Origin of the sequence: Actinoalloteichus sp. GBA129-24 (genome assembly GCF_001941645.1) — a bacterium.
GTDB lineage: Bacteria > Actinomycetota > Actinomycetes > Mycobacteriales > Pseudonocardiaceae > Actinoalloteichus_A > Actinoalloteichus_A fjordicus.
In genome coordinates this window covers 2,936,203-2,953,433 of record NZ_CP016077.1, presented here as the reverse complement: position 1 = coordinate 2,953,433, position 17,231 = coordinate 2,936,203, and the positions used below count along the sequence as shown (strand labels likewise).

The window sequence follows — 17,231 nt, the reverse complement described above, 5'->3', positions numbered from 1 at the left end:
GATAGGCACTCGGCGGTGGCGTCGGCCCAACCGGAGCCGTCCCGGCGTGAGCGGGGTCGATGGATGGTGAGGCGGGCGCGATCCGGGACATCGAGCCGTCCCCGCAGGCGCGAGGCCGATATCGGGGGTGACTGGTCGCAGCTCCGACTCGGCGAGCCATCCCCGCATGCGCGGGGCCGATACTTCCTGATCTGGGGATTCATCACCGTCCAGAGCACTGGATTACCACGTGATCCAGATCACTCCGGCACGATTCTCCGGTCTGGCCAGACTCTCGCCGGAGTCGAGAATCCTCCGACGCAGCAGGAGCCCCGCCCGCCGACGCCGTACCGCGCGCCGCCGCCGGACCCCCCACCACACGCCCTTGCCCGGACCGCTTTTCGGCGGCAGGCGAGCCCGGCGCGTCAGCTCGGCAAGGAGCAGCGCGCGGCGACCCGCAGTCACGGCAGCCGCAGGAGCCGCAGCGGATCGGTGCGAATACCGAATCGGGCGCGCAGCACGCGACGGGCGGCGTGCAGGCCTGCCATGCCGTGCACGCCGGGACCGGGCGGAGTCGAGGCCGAACACAGGTAGACCCCGTCCAGCGGCGTGGCGTACGGGTCGCGTCGCGGCACCGGCCGCGCCACGGTCTGCCACAGCGTGAGGGCGCCTGCGGCGATGTCGCCGCCGACGTCGTTGGCGTCGTAGCGTTCGAGGTCGAGTGCCGTGCGCACGCTGGTGGCCGCCACGAGATCGCGGAATCCCGGCGCGAACCGTTCGATCTGGGCGATCACCGCCGCGCTCACGTCCACACCGGACCCGTTGGGGACGTGGGCGTAGGTCCACAGGGTGTGGCGGCCCGCAGGGGCCCGCGAGGAGTCGACCACGCCCGGCTGGGCGGCCAGCACATAGGGCCGGTCCGGGTGCACGCCCCGCGCCACGGCCCGCTCGGCGGCGACGGCCTCGGCGCGCGTCCCGATCAGATGCAGGGTGCCGGCCAGCGCGCAGCCCGGTGCCGACCAGGGCACCGGTCCGGTCAGCACGAAGTCGACCTTGCAGGCCGCCCCGCCGTACCGGAAGCGCCGGAGGCTCCGGACATAGGAGGACGGCAGTTCGGCCTCGGCAAGCCGGAGCAGGCCCGCCGGGGCGAGGTCCAGCAGGACGGCGTTCGCGGGCGGAAGCTGATCGAGGCGGTCGATCCGGCTGCCGGTGATCACCCGGCCGCCGTGGGCGATCAGGTCGCGGACGAGCGCGGCGATCACCGATCCGCTGCCGCCCTCGGGGATCGGCCAGCCCACGGCGTGCGCCAGCGTCGCCAACAACAGCCCCGCTCCCGCCGGGGCGAGTCCTCGCGGCGGGGCGATCGCGTGCGCGCCGACCCCGGTCAACATCGCAGGCGCCGTCTCGCCCCGAAAGCGCAGATTCCACAACGGCGAGCCCTGCTCCACCATCCGGCGGGCCAACGCGAACGCCGTGATCGGGTCGGGCGGCGGCGAGCGCAGGTCCGACATCGCGACCCCGACGACACCCGGCCACGCCCGGACGAGCGGTGCCAGCAGACGTCGCCAGGCCCGGCCGTCGACGCCCAGCCCGTCGGCCGTCCGGTCGAGGTCCCGCCAGGCCAGTCCGGCCCGCCCGCCGTCCAGCGGATGCGCGTAGGCGACCTCGGGCTGCAACATCCGGACGCCGTGCGCGGCGAGGTCGAAGGCCCGGAAGAACGGGGACGCCAGTCCCATCGGGTGCACCGCCGAGCACACGTCATGGCGGTGCCCCGGCAGTGTCAACTCCTCGGTCCGAGCCCCGCCGCCCGGCGTCGCGGCGGCCTCGTGCACCTCCACCCGAAGACCGGCCCGCGCCAGGATCACGGCGGCGGCCAGCCCGTTCGGCCCGGCTCCGACGATCACGGCGTCCAGTGCGGGGCGGCGGCCGGTCCCGGTCATCGACCGATCCCGAAGCAGCCTCGGCACCCTGCCCGAGAGTGGTCCTGTCCGCGTCCTGCCGTTCGGGCTCGCATGGCGGTCATCATCACAAGCGACGGCACAGCAGGCATCGCGGCGTCCGGCCTGTATCGGTCGGAGCCGGGGCCCGGCAGTCCGTCTGCATGCGGCGATCGGACCGGACCGGGGCCGCACCGCGTCGACCCGACGCCCGGCCCCCCGTCCGCAAGGCTCCTCAGGACGCCGCTGAGAACGAGCCGCCGAACACCCTGCCCGCGTCGGAATCCTCGGATTCCGCTGATCGGGGGAAAAATCGTGGAAACCCGCCTGCCGACTCTGCCGGGCCGGTACTCAGGTCCCTGATGATCACGGACCCCGGCTCGCCCCGGCGCGGACTGCACGCGATGCTGGATCACGCGCCACCACGCACCTATGCACCGCGCTCGTTCCTGCTGCGGCAGGGCGAGCGCGGCGGCCACGTACTCGTCCTCACCCGGGGGCGGGGTGTCCGGTACGGACGTCCACGGCAGACAGGTGCTGGTCTCCTTGCGAGCGGCGGGCGATCTCCTCGGTGAACCGGATCGCCGCCTCGATTCGGCGGCGACCCCGTACGCGAGCGAGGCGATGTCCACCGGGCCTGTCGACGACGGCGGAGCGCCCACCCCGCCCCGCAGGCCCGACGACAGCGGCGCCGACCGACCGGCGCCGCGATTCCAGCCCGGTCCGGTATCGGACCCGCCGCCGTTCTGACCCCGCAGGGCGCGGCGGGGCCCGGTCGGGGCCCGCCGCACCTCCCGTCGGCTGTCCCGAGCGAACGGCGGCGGAGCCGGCGGCGTCGTCGAGGCCGCTGCTCACGTCACATCGATCGCCGCCAGGTAGGAGTCGTCGGCCTGGCCGCCCGCCACGGCGTCGCGCGGAACCAGGCTCTCCAACCGATCGAACACGGCCGGATCAAGCGCAAGGTCGGCTGCGGCGGCATTGGCCAGGACGTTCGAGGCTCGCCGAGTCCCGGGGATCGGCACGACGCCGCGTTGGATCAGCCACGCAAGCGCGAGCTGAGCCCCGGTGACCTCCAGCTCCGCCGCCACAGTCTCCACCGCGTCGGCCACCGACACGTTGTGTTCGAGGTTCGGCCCCTGAAAACGGGGATTGGTCCGTCGCCAGTCGTTCTCGGCGAGATCTCCTGCCGCACGGACGCCGCCGCCGAGAAGTCCCCTGCCCAGCGGGCTGTAGGCGACGAAGCCGATGCCGAGCTCCCGACAGGCGGGCAGCACGCCGTCCTCCGGCCCCCGGCTGAAGAGCGAGTACTCGGTCTGGATCGCGGTGATCGGATGAACGGCGTCCGCGCGCCGAATCGTGCTCGCCGACACCTCCGAGAGTCCGATGTGGTTGATCTTGCCCTCCTCGACGAGTTCGCCGAGAGCGCCCACCGTCTCCTCGACGGGTGTGGTGACGTCGAGGCGATGCAGGTAGTACAGATCAAGGTGATCGGTGTTGAGCCTGGTGAGGCTCGCGTCGAGTGCCTTGCGCAGGTAGGAGGCCCGACCCATGCCCGGCAGGAGCCTGCCCTCGGCGTCGGTGTCGCCGCCGAACTTCGAGGCGAGCACGACGTGATCACGTCGACCGCCGAGGACCCGGCCGATCAACGTCTCGCTATGGCCTGCCCCGTAGATGTCGGCGGTGTCGATGAAGGTGACGCCCGCGTCCAGCGCCGCGACGAGGGCTGCGGCCGCATCGGCCTCGGTCACCCCCGCGTAGATGCCCGGCGAGAGCGTCATCGCACCGAACCCGACGGCCGACACCTCGAGTCCACGTCGCCCCAACGATCGATACTGCATTCGTTCCGGCCTTCTTTCCCTCGCCGTCTGGACGGCTCCGCCGCCGCCGTGCGCCGAGCCTCGCCAAGTCTGCCGCGACGGCAACCGGCGGAGAAGGCTCGCCAGATCAGCTCAGGCAGAAGTGGACCCGGTCGATGCAATGAGGACCGGCGCCGTCGACGCTCGGTGACAGAGATCGGGCCGGGCTTCCCCCCGTTGGCGGTGGTCGTCCCGGTTCGAGGACACCCGACCGATCAGTGGGACGCCGTGCTGCCGCGCACGCCGCACCACCGCCGCAGGTGCGAATCGAGGCGATGGGTGCATTGCTCGGGCCGGCCGGACCACGGCGCGAGCAGACGCTCCGGCGGGTCCGATGCGAGCCGCCGTCGGCCGCGAACCGTCCTCGACGAGGCGGGCGCGGCCTGGTCACGCCGCGCGACGGCCGGTGATCGAGCGCAGGCGACGACGTCCCGACCGGGGCAGATCCGGTGCCTGGAGTCGGATCTCGGCAGGCAGCGGCGCGGCGGCCTGCCGTGGTTCGCGGATGCCGGGTCTGCCCGGCTCCGGGCTGTGCCGGGACTCCTGCCGGTGCACCACGGTCAGGAGCCCGAGCCCGATGACCAGCAGGCCGTGGGAGAGCACCCTGGACACGGTCACCTCCCCCGCGATCAGGTCCTGCACGCTGAACACCGAGAGCACCAGGACGAACCCGCCCACCAGCGGCAGCATTCCCCGGGAGTGGCCGCTGCGCAGCGCCGCCCAGAGCAGTCCCAGTCCCATCGCGAGGCTCCACGCGGTGCTCTCGTTAAACAGATGCGTCGCCGCCGCACCGTCGTGGGTCATCCCGTGGTCGACTCCCAGCAGCTGCGCCGCACCGAGCGCGAGCTGGGCGACGCCCACCGACGCCAGCGCGGCCCGCACCGCCTTCTCACCACGACCACGCCCGCGCGCGGCGAGGATCGCGTCGGTGAGATCGGGAGGCGCCACCGCGGCTCTGACCCGCATGGACCTGGTGAGAAGCGTCGCCCGCTGCTGCCAGGACCGACACTCCACACAGGTTCGCAGGTGCTCGTCGGTCTCGTCCGCCCGCACGGGTTCGGCCTCGGAATCGAGTCGGGCGGACAAGGCTTCACGGCAGGTGTCGCACTCCACGAGTGCAATTGTCCTCCATTCGGCGGACCGGGTCAGTATGACGACTGCGCTAATCTTCCGATCTGTGACCTGGCCGGCCGACGTCGACGTCGAGACCACCGAGTCGGCACTCGCGGCGAGTGCCGGCGATCGTCACGCGCTGGAACGATTCATCCGGGCCACTCAGCACGACGTCTGGCGGTTCACCGCCCACCTCGCAGGCACGGCGGCGGCCGACGACCTGACGCAGGAGACCTACCTGCGGGTGCTGCGCAGCCTGCCCGACTTCGAGGGTCGCTCCTCGGCGCGGGTCTGGCTGCTGTCCATCGCCCGCCGTGTCGTGGTCGACCAGTTCCGCAAGGCCGGGCGCAGGCCCCGACAGGTGCTCGGCATCGATCTCACCCAGCTCTCCGACGACCGACAGCTTGGCGGGCGCTCCGCCCCCAGCGGCTTCGAGGAGGCCGTCGAACTCGATCTGCTGCTGGCGAGCCTCGCGCCGGAGCGACGGGAGGTGCTGGTGCTGACCCAGCTGCTCGGTCTCTCCTATGAGGAGGCCGCGCTGGTCTGCGGCTGCGCGATCGGCACCGTGCGCTCCCGAGTGGCCCGTGCTCGTGACGAGCTGATCCGGGCCATGGACGAGTCGCACGACGCCGGGACGGCCTGACGGACCGGCGGCTTCGCACCGCTCCGGACCGCGTTCGATTCCGTGGGCGGACTCCCCGACGCCGACTGACGTCCCCGGCCGGCTGCCTCCGACGTCTCGCCGGGCTGATCCGGTGGGCGGCGATCGGCTGGGCGTCCCGTCGCCGCGACAGCGTCGACGGCGGGCGACCAGGGTGGTCACGCACCACCCGGGGCTCCGCGAGCACCGAGCCGACGCGGTCCGGGCGGCATCGCGTCGCAGGAGCCGACCACCTGCCGAGATGCGGTCCATTGTGTCGCCGATCACCGTCGACTACGCTCGAGGGTGCTGCCACAGGAAGCCGGGAACCTGTCGTCGGGCCGCACTGCGGGCCCGGTCGCCCATGCCCCGTTGCGGGCTTGTTCCCTGAGGTAGGTCATGAGAAGACGAGTCGCATCCATCGGCGCCGCCGTGTTCGCCCTCCTGTTGTCGATGTTCGTCGCGATCCCCACCGCCCATGCCGAGGCGGGCTTCCAGGTGGACGGCGGCAGGCTCTACGACGCCAACGGCCAGGAATTCGTCATCCGCGGCGTCAGCCATCCGCACACCTGGTTCACCTCGCAGACGACCCAGTCCCTCGCCGACATCAAGTCCCTGGGCGCCAATACCGTGCGCATCGTGCTCAGCAGCGGCGACCAGTGGACCGAGAACAGCGCCGCAGACGTCGCGAACGTGGTCGACCAGTGCAAGGCGAATCGGCTGATCTGCATGCTGGAGGTGCACGACACCACCGGCTACGGCGAGCAGGCCGCCGCCGTGAGCCTGGACCGGGCCGTGGACTACTGGCTGCGCATCCAGGACGCCGTGATCGGCGAAGAGGACTACGTGCTGGTCAACATCGGCAACGAGCCGTACGGCAACACCGACTACGCCGGTTGGGGAGCCGACACCTCCGCCGCGATCAACCGACTGCGCGACGCAGGCTTCGACCACACCTTCATCGTGGACGGTCCCAACTGGGGCCAGGACTGGTCGGGCACCATGCGCAGTCAGGCGCCCGGCGTGTTCGCCTCCGACCCGCACGCCAACACGGTGTTCTCCATCCACATGTACGGCGTCTACGACACCGCCGCCGAGATCCAGGACTACCTCCGGCACTTCGTCGATCAGGGACTGCCGATCATGGTCGGCGAGTTCGGCCACAATCACTCCGACGGTGATCCCGACGAGGACACCATCATGGCGACCACCGAGGAGCTCGACCTCGGCTACATCGGCTGGTCGTGGAGCGGCAACGGCAGCCCCGTCGAGTACCTGGACATGGTCCAGAACTTCGACGGCGACAGTCTGACGTCCTGGGGCGAGCGGATCTTCCACGGCGCCGACGGCATCGCGCAGACCTCCCGCGAGGCCTCGGTGTTCGGCAACGGCGGATCGGACACGACGGCGCCGACGACGCCGGGAACGCCGAGCGCCTCGGCGGTGTCCGCGACCAGCGTCACGCTGAACTGGACGGCGTCCACCGACGACGTCGGCGTCACCGGCTATCAGGTGGTGCGCGTGGCAGGCGGTCAGGAGACCGCCGCCGTCACGAGTCCCACGAACTCGGCGACCGTGGCCGGACTGCATCCCGACACCGCCTACAGCTTCGCGGTGTACGCGCGTGACGCGGCGGGCAACCGATCGGCCCGGTCCGCCACCACGACCGTCACCACCGAGCCGGGGCAGGCGGCAGGCTCCTGCGCGGTGTCCTACCGCGTCTCCGGTCAGTGGGGCGGCGGCTTCCAGGCCGACGTGGTGATCCGCAACACCGGGACGAGTCCGATCAACGGCTGGACCCTCGGCTGGAGTTATCCCGACGGGCAGACCGTGTCCAACGTCTGGGGCGGGACCGCGACCCAGACCGGGAACACGGTCACCGTGCGCAATGTCGACTACACGGCCGCCATCCCGGTCGGCGGGTCGGTATCCTTCGGCTTCCTCGGCAGTTGGACCGGCACCAACAGCGTCCCCGCCGCGTTCACCCTCAACAACGGGGGCTGCACCGTCGCCTGACGCCCGGCTCGTCCGGGCCTGCCGAGGCGGCGGGCCCGGACGTGCAGGCCGCGTGTCATGGCGGGCAGGTGTTCGACGGACGGCTGAGCAGGCGGCGGTGCGGACGGTCCCTCGAGGACGGTCCATCGTCGACGGCGGCGTCCCGAGCACTGGGCGCCGGGGTCTTCGCACCGGCGCCGTCACACCGACGGCCGACCGCGCCGGTCGAAGGCCGCAGGCACCGACTGATCAGAGCTGTCCACGCCGCACGACCACGCCTGCGGCGTCGTCGATCCGGTAGCCGACACCCCGGACGGTGCTGATCACCTCGACGTCGTCGCCGAGCTTGGCCCGGATGCGCCGGACGTGCACGTCCACCGTCCGGGCGCCGGGCGGCTCCTGCGCCGCGCCCCAGAGCCGGGTGATGAGCGAGTTCCGTCGATGTACTCGGTCGCGGTGCTCGCAGAGGAAGAGCAGGAGGTCGAACTCCAGCCGCGTCAGCTCCACCACCGTGCCTCGGCAGGAGACGCTGCGGGAGGGCACGTCGATCAGCACGGTCGGCACGGGCCGCGTCAACGAGACGATCCGCCTGCGCGGCGGCGTCTCGACCGAGGGGAGCAGCCGGGGCGCGGCGGCTCGCAACGTGGTTCCCCGCACCGTCACGGTCACCGAGTGCGGTTGGAGGACGGTGCCGATGATCTCGATCAGCCTGCCTGCCAGACCGGTCGGGTCGTCCGTCTCGGCGTTCATGGTGACGATGACGGCCGTCTCGCTGATCGGCTCGTCAGCGGGTTCGGCCGCGGGTGTCGTGGTGAGCGGTGATGTCTGGGTCGGCTGCGCCATGGAGTTCCTCACCGAGGGCCTGAGCAGGACTGGTCTCGCCGAGCGGACCCCTCGAACAGGCCTGAGTGGACACGCGGGCGTAGTCCACGTGACGACGTCGCGTGAGCACGGTGGGAACCACAGCATGATCGCATCAAGCCCACGGCCGGGTGTCAACGACTCCCAGTGACTGGACGCTTCGGCGCAGTGGTCACGACGTGCGTCGCGGCGGCCGACACCCGACGACAGAGCGCGGACTCGGTGCCGGGAGGCGACGGCGTGGACCACCGGCGAGCTGAGCCGGACGGGCTGCCCAGCACGCTCCCACCGGGGGGATGATGGAGTGGGCCGTCGACGAACCCGCCGCCGCCCGGAGCGACGCGGAGCGGACCCGCTCCGATCAGCGAGACAGGGCCCGCCCGGCAGGACCGCCCGACCCGCCACGAAGGTGTCACGAACCGGCCTGCGCGGGCGTCGCGGCGTGGCACCGACGGCGCGACCTCGGGCGGGACCGAGTCCGTCGGACGCACCGCCTCGGCGACCGCCGAGTTCAGTCCTCCAGCTCGCGATCCCGCTTGCGCTTGCGCTTCTTCTTGGGATTCTTGATGTCCGAGCCGCCGAGCACCGAGTACGAGCGGATGCGGATCACCGGCGAATTGGGCAGGACCGCGGTCTCATCGATCTTGACCTCGTCGCCGCCCATGAGATCGAATCCGCCGGACTTCTCCACCCGGACACCGCGCGGAACGATCACGGTGTGCCCGCCGAGGATGCTGACCAGCGTGAGTTCGACCTCGGGTGCGTCCAGCTCGGCGTCACAGAGGTTGATGTCGCTGCCGCCGAGGAGGCCGAAGAAGCCCATCCGACGCCGGACCCGCCAGCGCCCCTTGAGATCGCTGCCGCCGAGCACGGCGAGGTTCCACTTGCGCTTGCCGCCCGCCTCGTCGTCACCGTCGGAGCGCACCGCCAGGGGCGGTGCCTCCGGTGCGGTGCGAGACACCGGCAGGTCGGTCACCAGCATGTCCAGCTCGCTGCGAGTCGTCGCCTCGTAGGCGAGCCCGACGCGATGAGTGAACTCGTCGAGACTCAACCGCCCCTCACCGACGGCCTGGTTCAGCAGGGACGCGATCTCGTTGCGCTCGGCATCGGAGGCGCGGACCTCCGGGTTGCGGTCCGGTTGTTCCGTCACGGTCATGCACCCTACGTGGTGAGCAGGCGTCCTCGTGCGGGCACGGTGGAATCAGCTGACGGGCAGCAGGCCCTCCGCGTCGTGGATCACTCGGCCCCGCAGCACCGTGGCGCGGCAGACGGGCAGGTCGGCGCCCGGCTCCACCGAGGGCAGTCGCGGGACCCTGGAGCGGGGATCGGTCGACCAACGGGCGATCCGGCTGTCGGAGACGGGCGTGACCAGCTCCCCCGCCGTCCAGATCGCATAGGTGGCCGAGGCGCCGGGCACCAGCGTCCCGGTCAGCTCCTCGGCGGCACCGGCCGCCCGCCAGCCGCCCCTGGTATGCGCGGTGAACGCGGCTCGCGGTGAGATGCCTGCGCCGGGGGTGCGGTGGTGGACGGCGGCCCGCACGGCGGCCCAGGGCCCGACCGAGGTGACCGGCGCGTCCGAGCCGAACGCCAACGAGACGCCTGCCGAGGCCAGCGTCGAGAAGGGATTGAGCCCGGCCGCCCGCGAGACGCCCAGCCGCTCGGCGTACATGCCGCTCTCGCCGCCCCACAACGCGTCGAACATCGGCTGCACGGAGGCGGTGATCCCCCAGCGGGCCAGCTCGGCGGCCTGTTCGGCGTCGACCATCTCCAGGTGCTCCAGGCGGTGCCGTCGTACGGTGAGGGCCCGCAGCCCCACGGCGGCCTCGGCAAGGCGGAAGCCCTCGATGATCGCCGCGGTGGCGTCGTCGCCGATCACGTGGAAGCCCGCCTGGAGACCGTGGCGGGTGCACTCCACCAGGTGTTCGGCGATCTGGGGCGGCTCCAGGTAGCGGGCGCCGCTGGTGTCGGGAGCGTCGGTGTAGGGCGCGCGCAGCGCGGCGGTGCGGGAGCCGAGGGCGCCGTCGGCGAACAGGTCGCCCGCCAGCCCCGCCACCCGCAGGCGGCGGGCGACGCCCACCGCGCCGAGTTCGCCCCAGTACCCGGTGACCTCGGGAAGGTCTTCGGTGCCCGCCAGGACGAACAGGTCGTGGAGGTCCTGAGGGTCGGAGATGTCCGGTCCCGCGCACTCGTGCACGGCGGCGATGCCCTGCGCGGCGGCGTGACGCAGGAAGCCGAGCTGCGCGGCCCGACGCTGCGCGCCGTCGATGCCGTCGCGGGCCACCCCACGAACCAGATGATGAGCGTCCCTGGCCAACGGCCCGTCCTCGTGGAATCCCGCCGCCGACCGCGCCTCGGGCACCATGGCGAGCAGCGCGCTGGAGACCAGCGCGGAGTGGACGTCGATCCGGGACAGGTACACCGGCTTCGCGCCGACTGCCGCGTCGATCTCGGCTCTGGTCGGCGGACGGTGCTCCGGCCAGCGACTCTCATCCCAGCCGTGGCCCCACAGGACTCCGGCGGGGTGGGCGGCGGCGTGCTCGGCCAGGCGCCGAAGACAGTCGGCGAGCGTCGGACAGCCGGTGAGGTCGAGCCCTTCCAGCAGCAGGCCCGCCGAGGTCGCGTGGACGTGGGCATCGACGAAGGCAGGCGCGACGAACGCATCGTCCAGATCGACCGTCGTGGCCTGCCCGCCGAAGAGGGCGTCGCCCGCCGCGTCCTGGCCGATCCAGACGACGACGCCGTCGATGATCGCCATCGCGGTGGCGTCCTGGCTGGCGGGCGAGTGGATCCGACCGCCCCTCAACAGGAGCGTGGTGGGGTGCGCAGTGGTCGTCACAGTGGTGCAGTCTGCCCCGGCCTCCCCGGACGGGCGGACGGGGTGTGAGGTCAATCGCGATCGTCGCCGGGCTTCGGATCGCCGGTAGGCCTGCCTGCCGGTCCGTCGGCATTACGGGGCTCGGACTCGATGGTCTCGGAGAGCACCTCGCCGTCGATGACCTCGCCCTCGACGACATCCCCGCGAGCGGTGGTGCCCGAGCGTGGGATCGGCCCACCTGGCCCGCCGGGACGGGGCCCGAACGGCGACGCACCGCCGCCTGCCTGGGCCGCGAAGGGTCCGCCGGGCTGGGCGACGAAACGAGGGCTGCGCCGCATCCGACGCGCGACGAGGGTGCGACTGCCGGGGATCAGTAGGAGCAGCCCCGAGGCCGTCGTGATCAGGCCCGGGATGAGGAACAGGATCGCCACGACGATGGTGGTCGGGTCGGCGGAGTCGGACGGCAGCCTGCGGTGGCGCATCGCCTCCTGCATGGCGGCCATCGCCCGGCTGCCCTCCCTGCGGAGCAGGAAGCCGCCCAGAACACTGCTGCCGACGACCAACAGGAGTGTGAACAGCACTCCGATGAGGTTGCCCACCACGATCAGGGCAGTGATCTCCAGGAGCATGAGCAACAACAGAGGCACGTGGGCGGCTCCTTGAGAGGTCGGCGGCCCGTGGTCCGGGCAGCTGGCGGCTCGTCTTGTACTCAACGAACGAGACGTCCGTTTTGCTCCCGCCGCCGAGTCCGATGGTAGTGACGGTCCGGTCCGGGCCGTCGCCCCCGCCGCCAGGGGCAGGCAGGCAGGCCCGTGCGCGACGTCACCGACGGGACCGGCCGAGGTCACCGTGCGCGACGAAACCGTTCCGCTGCGCGGCCGTCCCCGCAGTGCAGGCCCGGTGCATGCTCGCCGAGTGTCGGACGGTCGACCGTCGGCCCGCGGCTCGTCGAACACGAGATCGTCCGGCAGTCGGAGTCAGGTGTTACCAAAGCATGTCGGTTCGCCCGAATCGGTGGTGGCGCATTTCACCGTCGTGTCACGCTCGTGCGCGTGAAGTCCGAGCGAAGGCCGACCCTCAAGCTGCCGTGGACCAGGGCACCACGCGCTGCATTGTCCAGTCCCTCCACCATGCTGGTCGCGGTGTTGACCGGGCTGGTCCTGTCATTCGTGATCGCCGGTGCCGTGTTGCACGTCTCCACGGTGGGCAGCGCCGCCGTCCAGTACAACCTGGATCGGCTGTGCCCCCAGGCCGTCGGCCCGAACGTCGTCGGCGAGGACCTCGCTGCCGAGAATTCCGCGACGCTGGTGGAAGCGGCGCGGGAGGCAGGCACCGAGCACGGCTTCACCGAGAGCATCACCGGCCGCTACACCTACCCGACCGGGATCGCCTTCGGCGAGAACACCCCGACCAGCAGGCTCGGTCACCGTGACGGGGCCCTGGATCACCTCCGGGTCGTCGAGGGCGGCGACCGCAGCGGACTGTGGATCGCCCAGTCGGTGGCGGAGGCGGGCGAGGTCGAGATCGGCGACCGTCCGAGTCTCGCGGGCGTCACCGACCTGCCACCCGTGACCACCGTCTACGCAGACCTGGCGGCGCCCCAGGAGGACTACTGGTGCACCGAGGAGGGGACCGTCACCGTGCGGCCGCTCAGCGGTGACTTCGAGGACGCCCAGGTGGCGTTCTTCGCCGACGGCGACGAGTTCGACGACTTCGCGCACCAGTCGGGGACACCACTCATCACCACGGTCCGCTACCCCGTCGAGACACCCGACACCCCGGAGCAGGCGGCGGCGCTGTCGGAACGGGCCCGGCTGCTCACCTCGGAAGTGCACGAGGCCGTCGCGCACTTCCCGGTGTTCGAGCCGGTGAACGCCAGGGCCTATCTGGACCGACCGGTGGAGCTGTCCCATGAGTCCAGCCGGACGGTGACCCTGGCCGTACTGCCGTTGACACTGGTCAGCCTGTTGGTCGGCCTGGTCGGAGTCGCAGCGGTCGCGATGCAGTGGTGTCAGCGCAGACATACCGAGATCCGGCTGCTCTGGTCACGCGGGATCTCCCCCGCCTCGATCGGCGGCAAGGCCGTCCTGGAACTGGGACTGCCGCTGACCGTGGGCATCGGACTGGGCGTCGGCACGGCAGCGGCCACGCTGAGCCTGTTCGCCCCCTCCTCGGTCATCCAGCCGGGCACCGTCACCACCCTGACGGTGATCATGCTCTGCGTGGCGGTCATCGCCGTCGGCGTGCTGGCGGGCACGGTGGCACTGCGGACCAGGGCCGCCTTCGAGCGCGAACGGGTCCAGCGCGGCGGACGCGGGCGACGAGTGCTCGCCCTTCTGCCGTGGGAGCTGGTGAGCGCCGGGCTGGCCGTCTGGGCGGGCAGCCGCCTCTGGGACGGCGCGCTGACCGTCGAGACGGGTGAGGTCATCCCCCGCATCGACCCGGTCGCCCTGGCCTTCCCGCTGTTGGTCGTGCTCACCGTCGCCGGTCTGGTCGCCCGCCTGCTCAACGGCTCGCTGATCAAGTCTCATCGCCTGCGCATGTGGTCGCGGCCTGCGGCTCAGCTGGGCATCCGCAGGCTCGCCGCCTCCCGGGGCACCGTGACGGGCGTGCTCGTCGTGGCGCTGCTGGCGGTGGGCACGATCGCCGTCGGCGACGGCGTCGTCACCGCGCAACGGCAGGCCTTCGACGCGAAGTCCGGGTTGAGCGTGGGGGCCGAGAGCGCGGTGCAGATCGGGAACGCGGAGGTTCGCGACGGTCTCGTCCTGCCGGACTCGCTGGCGGGGCAGTCCACCATGGTGGGCGTCACGACCCGCGACATCCTCGATCAGGGGCGGGACGGGCGCATCATGGCGGTCGACCCGGCCACCTTCGCCGACGGCGCCTACGCCGATGACACGCCCCTGCATCAGCAGATCAGCGAGCAGCTCGGCTCGCTGGGGGCGCCCGACGCCGACGGCGTGGTTCCCGCGCTGGCGGTCGGCGGCGCCGCCGAAGGCACGGTCGACACCGGTCGCGGACTTCAGGTCCGCACCACCGGGTCGTTGGAGGGCTTCCCCGGCCTCACCCGAGGGATCGGCTACGTGATCTCCGCCGAGGCCGTGGACCAGCCTTCGACCCTCGGCGCCTGGTACGTGTGGTCGACCCTGGACCTGACCGAGGTGGTCGATGCGCTGGCCGCCGTGGACGTCATGGCGCTCAACACCGCTGAGCGGTCGTCGGCCATGGACGCGCTCGCCTTCCTCACCATCCAGTGGACCTTCTCCTTCATCGTGGTGCTCGGCGTCGTGCTGGCGGTGCTCGCGGTCGTGTCGCTGCTGCTGGCGGTCGAGGCCCGGCGTAGACAGAACGTGCTCTCGGGCGCTTTGGCGACCCGGATGGGTCTGCGGCTGCGGACCCTGGTGTCGAGTTATCTCGTGGAGTTGAGCGTCGTCGCCGTGCTCGCCATCGGCTTCGGGGCGCTGGCGGGCATCATCGGGGCGGAGTTGTCGGCGGTGCGGCTGGACCCGGCGCCGGAGGTCTTCCCGCTGCCGTCCCCCGGAATGCCGCTGGGCTTCTTGATCTGGACGGTGCTGATCGGCGCCGCGGTGGTGGCGATCGCGAGCTGGATCGCGGTCCGTCTGGTGCGGACCGCACGAGTGGGAGAGCTGATCCGTGGCTGAGACGATGACCGCCGAGCCGACCTCGGCTGTCGAGCAGGTACTGGGACTGCGTTCGGTGTCGGTGACCTACCCGACGCCGTCGGGGCCGGTGAGCGCCGTGCGCGACGTGACCCTGGACGTTCCCGCCCGTGGCCTGACCGTGCTGGCAGGCCCGTCCGGCTCGGGGAAGTCCACCCTGCTGCGGGTCCTCGCGCTGCTCGACCGACCGACCTCGGGCCAGGTGCTCCTGCGGGACCGTGAACTGGGCAGGCTGGACGCGGGCGCGCTGCGCCGACTGCGTCGCAGCCGGATCGCGCTGGTCTACCAGAATCCGGGCGAGAACCTGTTCGACTACCTGACGGTGGCGGAGAACCTGCGCGCCGCCGCGCAGCTGGCGAACCGGCCCGATCCCGGCGAGGAGCTGCTCGAGGAGCTCGGCCTGCCGGGAACCGGGGGCTGGCGCATCCGGGCGCTCTCGGGGGGACAGCAGCAGCGACTCGCGTTGGCCTGCACCCTGGCCATGGGGTGCGAGGTCGTGCTGGCCGACGAGCCCACCTCCCAGCTCGACGCGCGGTCGGCGGACCTGGTGCTCGACTCGCTGCGCCGCGTCACCGCGCTGAACGTCCCGGTGGTGGTCGCCTCGCACGACGAGCGGCTGCGGGCCGGGGCCGACACCCTGGTGTGGCTCCGGGACGGCGAACTGATCAAGGTCGAAGGGGGACGACGATGAGTGAGGCAGGTGTACTGATCGACACGGTGGTCCTGCGGGCGAACGGCGTACGTCGTTCCTTCCCGCAGGGCACGAGCCGGGTCGAGGTGCTGCGCGGAGTGGACCTGGCCGTGTCGGCAGGCGAGGTCGTGACGCTGTCCGGGCCGTCGGGCTCGGGAAAGAGCGCGTTGTTCTCCGTGCTCTGTGGCTTCGACCAGCCCGACGAGGGCGAGGTGCTCATCCTGGGCGAGCCGATGAGCCCGATGGTCGCCTGGCACGTCGTGGCCGTGCTGCCCCAGGCCATGGGGCTGGCCGACGAGCTGACGCTCGCCGAGAACGTGGCGCTGCCGATGCGGCTGGCGCCCGAGGAGATCGCGGGCAGGCTCGGCGACGTCGACCGGCGGGTGACGGAACTGCTGACGATTCTGAAAGTCGATCAGCTCGCCGAGCGCTACCCGTCCGAGGTGTCCTTCGGCCAGCAGCAGCGGGTGGCGCTGGCCCGAGCACTGGCGATCCGTCCCCGACTGCTGCTCGCCGACGAGCCGACCGCGCATCTGGATCACGAGATGGTGGGCGCGGTGCTCGGTCTGCTCCACGAGGCGGCCGAGGACGGCACCTGTGTGCTGCTGTCCACCCACGACGACGAGGTCCGCGCCGCCGCCGACCGCAGACTCCAGATCGTCGATGGTCAGGTGACGGAGGGCTGAGGGACGGGGCTACGCCGGGCCGTACCGGGAGACGTCGACGGAGAAGTCGACCTCGATCCTCTCCGGCAGCCCGGCGACCTTCTCGGCGAGCGCCGCCGAGTCCTGGTGCCACGCGTTGGGTCCCATGCCGACGACCGCCCGTACCTGGGCGTGATCCAGCTCGCGGCGCCAGGTGACGGTGTCTCGGTCCCGTAGCACCAGGCCGGGCCCCAGCGTGTCGGCGAGGCGGCCGCGCTTGTCCGGCGCGACGGTGAGCAGGTCCAGCTCGGCGACCAGCTGTGCCAGGTGCCGGTCGGTGGGGGTGACGATGAGCAGCGTGCCCTGCGGCGCGAGCACGCGCCGCAGTTCGGCGCCGTTGCGCGGCGCGAAGACGTTGATCGCCGCCGCCACCGAGCCGGTGCGGATCGGCAGTCCGCGCCACACGTCGCAGCACACGGCGGCCATCCGCCGATGCGCCTTGGCCGCCCGGCGCAGCGCGTGCTTGGACAGGTCCACGGCGACGCCGACGCGGTCGGGCATCTCGGCCAGCACCCGGCCGAGATGGCGACCGGTGCCCGCGCCGACGTCGAGCACGCAGCTGGACGCGTCGGCAGCGGCGGCGACCAGCGGAGCCAGGGCCTCGGAGATCGGATCGAGGTGGCCGCCCGACAGGAACTCCTCCCGTGCGGCCACCATCGCCGCCGTGTCCGCCACGTGCGGGTTGCTCGCGCCGGAGAGCAGGGAGACGTAGCCCTGGCGGGCGACGTCGAAGACATGGCCCGCCGGACATCGCAGCGAGGCGTCGGCGCGATGCAGGTCCTGGGCGCAGTGCGGGCAGCGCAGGAAGGGAACCGCCTGGTCGAGGGGTGTCGGCGCGGTCGTCACCTCGTCGCCGCCCCCGCCGTCGAGTGATGGCCGGTCCGGCATGTCGTCGTCACGAGCCGATACCTTAGAGCCTGTCTTCCCTCCTCCTCCGTCGTGAGCGGGGATCAGCGTGGC

The 17,231-nt window shown here is 71.8% G+C and carries 14 protein-coding genes; 6 read left to right on the top strand and 8 right to left on the bottom strand.

Going from position 1 to position 17,231, the window contains the following annotated elements:
• Positions 1–440: 440 nt before the first annotated feature.
• Positions 441–1,919, bottom strand: a complete 1,479-nt coding sequence (locus tag UA75_RS13175; protein WP_075743763.1) for a phytoene desaturase family protein — start codon at positions 1,917–1,919, stop codon at positions 441–443.
• A gap of 501 nt (positions 1,920–2,420) precedes the next feature.
• Between UA75_RS13175 and UA75_RS13170 the strand changes: the two genes are divergently transcribed.
• Entirely contained in the window at positions 2,421–2,666 is a 246-nt protein-coding gene (locus UA75_RS13170) for a hypothetical protein (RefSeq protein ID WP_075740490.1), read from the top strand.
• 101 nt (positions 2,667–2,767) lie between these two features.
• Here UA75_RS13170 and UA75_RS13165 read toward each other — a convergent pair whose 3' ends face one another.
• Both UA75_RS13165 and UA75_RS32805 read right to left on the bottom strand, forming a co-directional pair.
• The gene (locus UA75_RS13165) at positions 2,768–3,754 is read right to left on the bottom strand and encodes an aldo/keto reductase (protein WP_075740489.1); all 987 of its coding nucleotides are present in this window, start codon (positions 3,752–3,754) and stop codon (positions 2,768–2,770) included.
• 405 nt (positions 3,755–4,159) lie between these two features.
• The gene (locus UA75_RS32805) at positions 4,160–4,885 is read right to left on the bottom strand and encodes a zf-HC2 domain-containing protein (protein WP_257787507.1); all 726 of its coding nucleotides are present in this window, start codon (positions 4,883–4,885) and stop codon (positions 4,160–4,162) included.
• A gap of 37 nt (positions 4,886–4,922) precedes the next feature.
• Here UA75_RS32805 and UA75_RS13155 point away from each other — a divergent pair, with 37 nt between their 5' ends.
• Both UA75_RS13155 and UA75_RS13150 read left to right on the top strand, forming a co-directional pair.
• Positions 4,923–5,528: a sigma-70 family RNA polymerase sigma factor gene (locus tag UA75_RS13155; RefSeq protein ID WP_075740488.1), complete on the top strand. Its 606-nt coding sequence runs from the start codon at positions 4,923–4,925 to the stop codon at positions 5,526–5,528.
• A 396-nt stretch (positions 5,529–5,924) separates the two neighbouring features.
• Positions 5,925–7,541 carry a cellulase family glycosylhydrolase gene (locus UA75_RS13150; RefSeq protein WP_075740487.1) on the top strand — a complete coding sequence of 539 codons (1,617 nt, stop codon included), beginning with the start codon at positions 5,925–5,927 and terminating at the stop codon, positions 7,539–7,541.
• A gap of 228 nt (positions 7,542–7,769) precedes the next feature.
• On the opposite strand, the gene UA75_RS13145 is transcribed toward UA75_RS13150, so the two are convergent.
• The 4 genes from UA75_RS13145 to UA75_RS13130 form a co-directional block, all read right to left on the bottom strand.
• Positions 7,770–8,363: a winged helix-turn-helix domain-containing protein gene (locus tag UA75_RS13145; RefSeq protein ID WP_083683172.1), complete on the bottom strand. Its 594-nt coding sequence runs from the start codon at positions 8,361–8,363 to the stop codon at positions 7,770–7,772.
• A 529-nt stretch (positions 8,364–8,892) separates the two neighbouring features.
• A complete protein-coding gene (locus UA75_RS13140; protein WP_404799974.1) occupies positions 8,893–9,531 on the bottom strand; it encodes a DUF1707 domain-containing protein in 639 nt (212 codons plus the stop codon).
• A 51-nt stretch (positions 9,532–9,582) separates the two neighbouring features.
• Positions 9,583–11,217 carry an amidohydrolase gene (locus tag UA75_RS13135; RefSeq protein ID WP_075740485.1) on the bottom strand — a complete coding sequence of 545 codons (1,635 nt, stop codon included), beginning with the start codon at positions 11,215–11,217 and terminating at the stop codon, positions 9,583–9,585.
• A gap of 50 nt (positions 11,218–11,267) precedes the next feature.
• Entirely contained in the window at positions 11,268–11,843 is a 576-nt protein-coding gene (locus UA75_RS13130; protein WP_075740484.1) for an FxsA family protein, read from the bottom strand.
• Positions 11,844–12,248: 405 nt separating this feature from the next.
• Between UA75_RS13130 and UA75_RS13125 the strand changes: the two genes are divergently transcribed.
• Genes UA75_RS13125 through UA75_RS13115 form a run of 3 tightly spaced genes read left to right on the top strand, consistent with a single transcriptional unit; the run spans position 12,249 to position 16,253 of the window.
• On the top strand, positions 12,249–14,858 hold the full coding sequence (locus UA75_RS13125) for an FtsX-like permease family protein (RefSeq protein WP_157434153.1): 2,610 nt from the start codon (positions 12,249–12,251) through the stop codon (positions 14,856–14,858).
• Between the two features lie 4 nt (positions 14,859–14,862).
• Complete coding sequence (locus UA75_RS13120; protein WP_075743760.1) at positions 14,863–15,567, top strand: ABC transporter ATP-binding protein; 705 nt, start codon at positions 14,863–14,865, stop codon at positions 15,565–15,567.
• The gene (locus tag UA75_RS13115; protein ID WP_075740482.1) at positions 15,564–16,253 is read left to right on the top strand and encodes an ABC transporter ATP-binding protein; all 690 of its coding nucleotides are present in this window, start codon (positions 15,564–15,566) and stop codon (positions 16,251–16,253) included. Before UA75_RS13120 ends, UA75_RS13115 begins: the two co-directional genes overlap by 4 nt.
• Before the next feature lie 9 nt (positions 16,254–16,262).
• On the opposite strand, the gene UA75_RS13110 is transcribed toward UA75_RS13115, so the two are convergent.
• Positions 16,263–17,159, bottom strand: coding sequence for a putative RNA methyltransferase (locus tag UA75_RS13110; protein WP_157434152.1), 897 nt, complete (start codon positions 17,157–17,159; stop codon positions 16,263–16,265).
• Positions 17,160–17,231 lie beyond the last annotated feature (72 nt).

Excerpts from the sequence above, each read along its gene's own strand:
- UA75_RS13110 (WP_157434152.1), bottom strand. The coding sequence starts at position 17,159 with ATGCCGGACCGGCCATCACTCGACGGCGGGGGCGGCGACGAGGTGACG.
- UA75_RS13175 (WP_075743763.1), bottom strand. The coding sequence starts at position 1,919 with ATGACCGGGACCGGCCGCCGCCCCGCACTGGACGCCGTGATCGTCGGA.
- UA75_RS13155 (WP_075740488.1), top strand. The coding sequence starts at position 4,923 with ATGACGACTGCGCTAATCTTCCGATCTGTGACCTGGCCGGCCGACGTC.
- UA75_RS13115 (WP_075740482.1), top strand. The coding sequence starts at position 15,564 with ATGAGTGAGGCAGGTGTACTGATCGACACGGTGGTCCTGCGGGCGAAC.
- UA75_RS13150 (WP_075740487.1), top strand. The coding sequence starts at position 5,925 with ATGAGAAGACGAGTCGCATCCATCGGCGCCGCCGTGTTCGCCCTCCTG.
- UA75_RS13165 (WP_075740489.1), bottom strand. The coding sequence starts at position 3,754 with ATGCAGTATCGATCGTTGGGGCGACGTGGACTCGAGGTGTCGGCCGTC.
- UA75_RS13145 (WP_083683172.1), bottom strand. The coding sequence starts at position 8,363 with ATGGCGCAGCCGACCCAGACATCACCGCTCACCACGACACCCGCGGCC.
- UA75_RS13120 (WP_075743760.1), top strand. The coding sequence starts at position 14,863 with ATGACCGCCGAGCCGACCTCGGCTGTCGAGCAGGTACTGGGACTGCGT.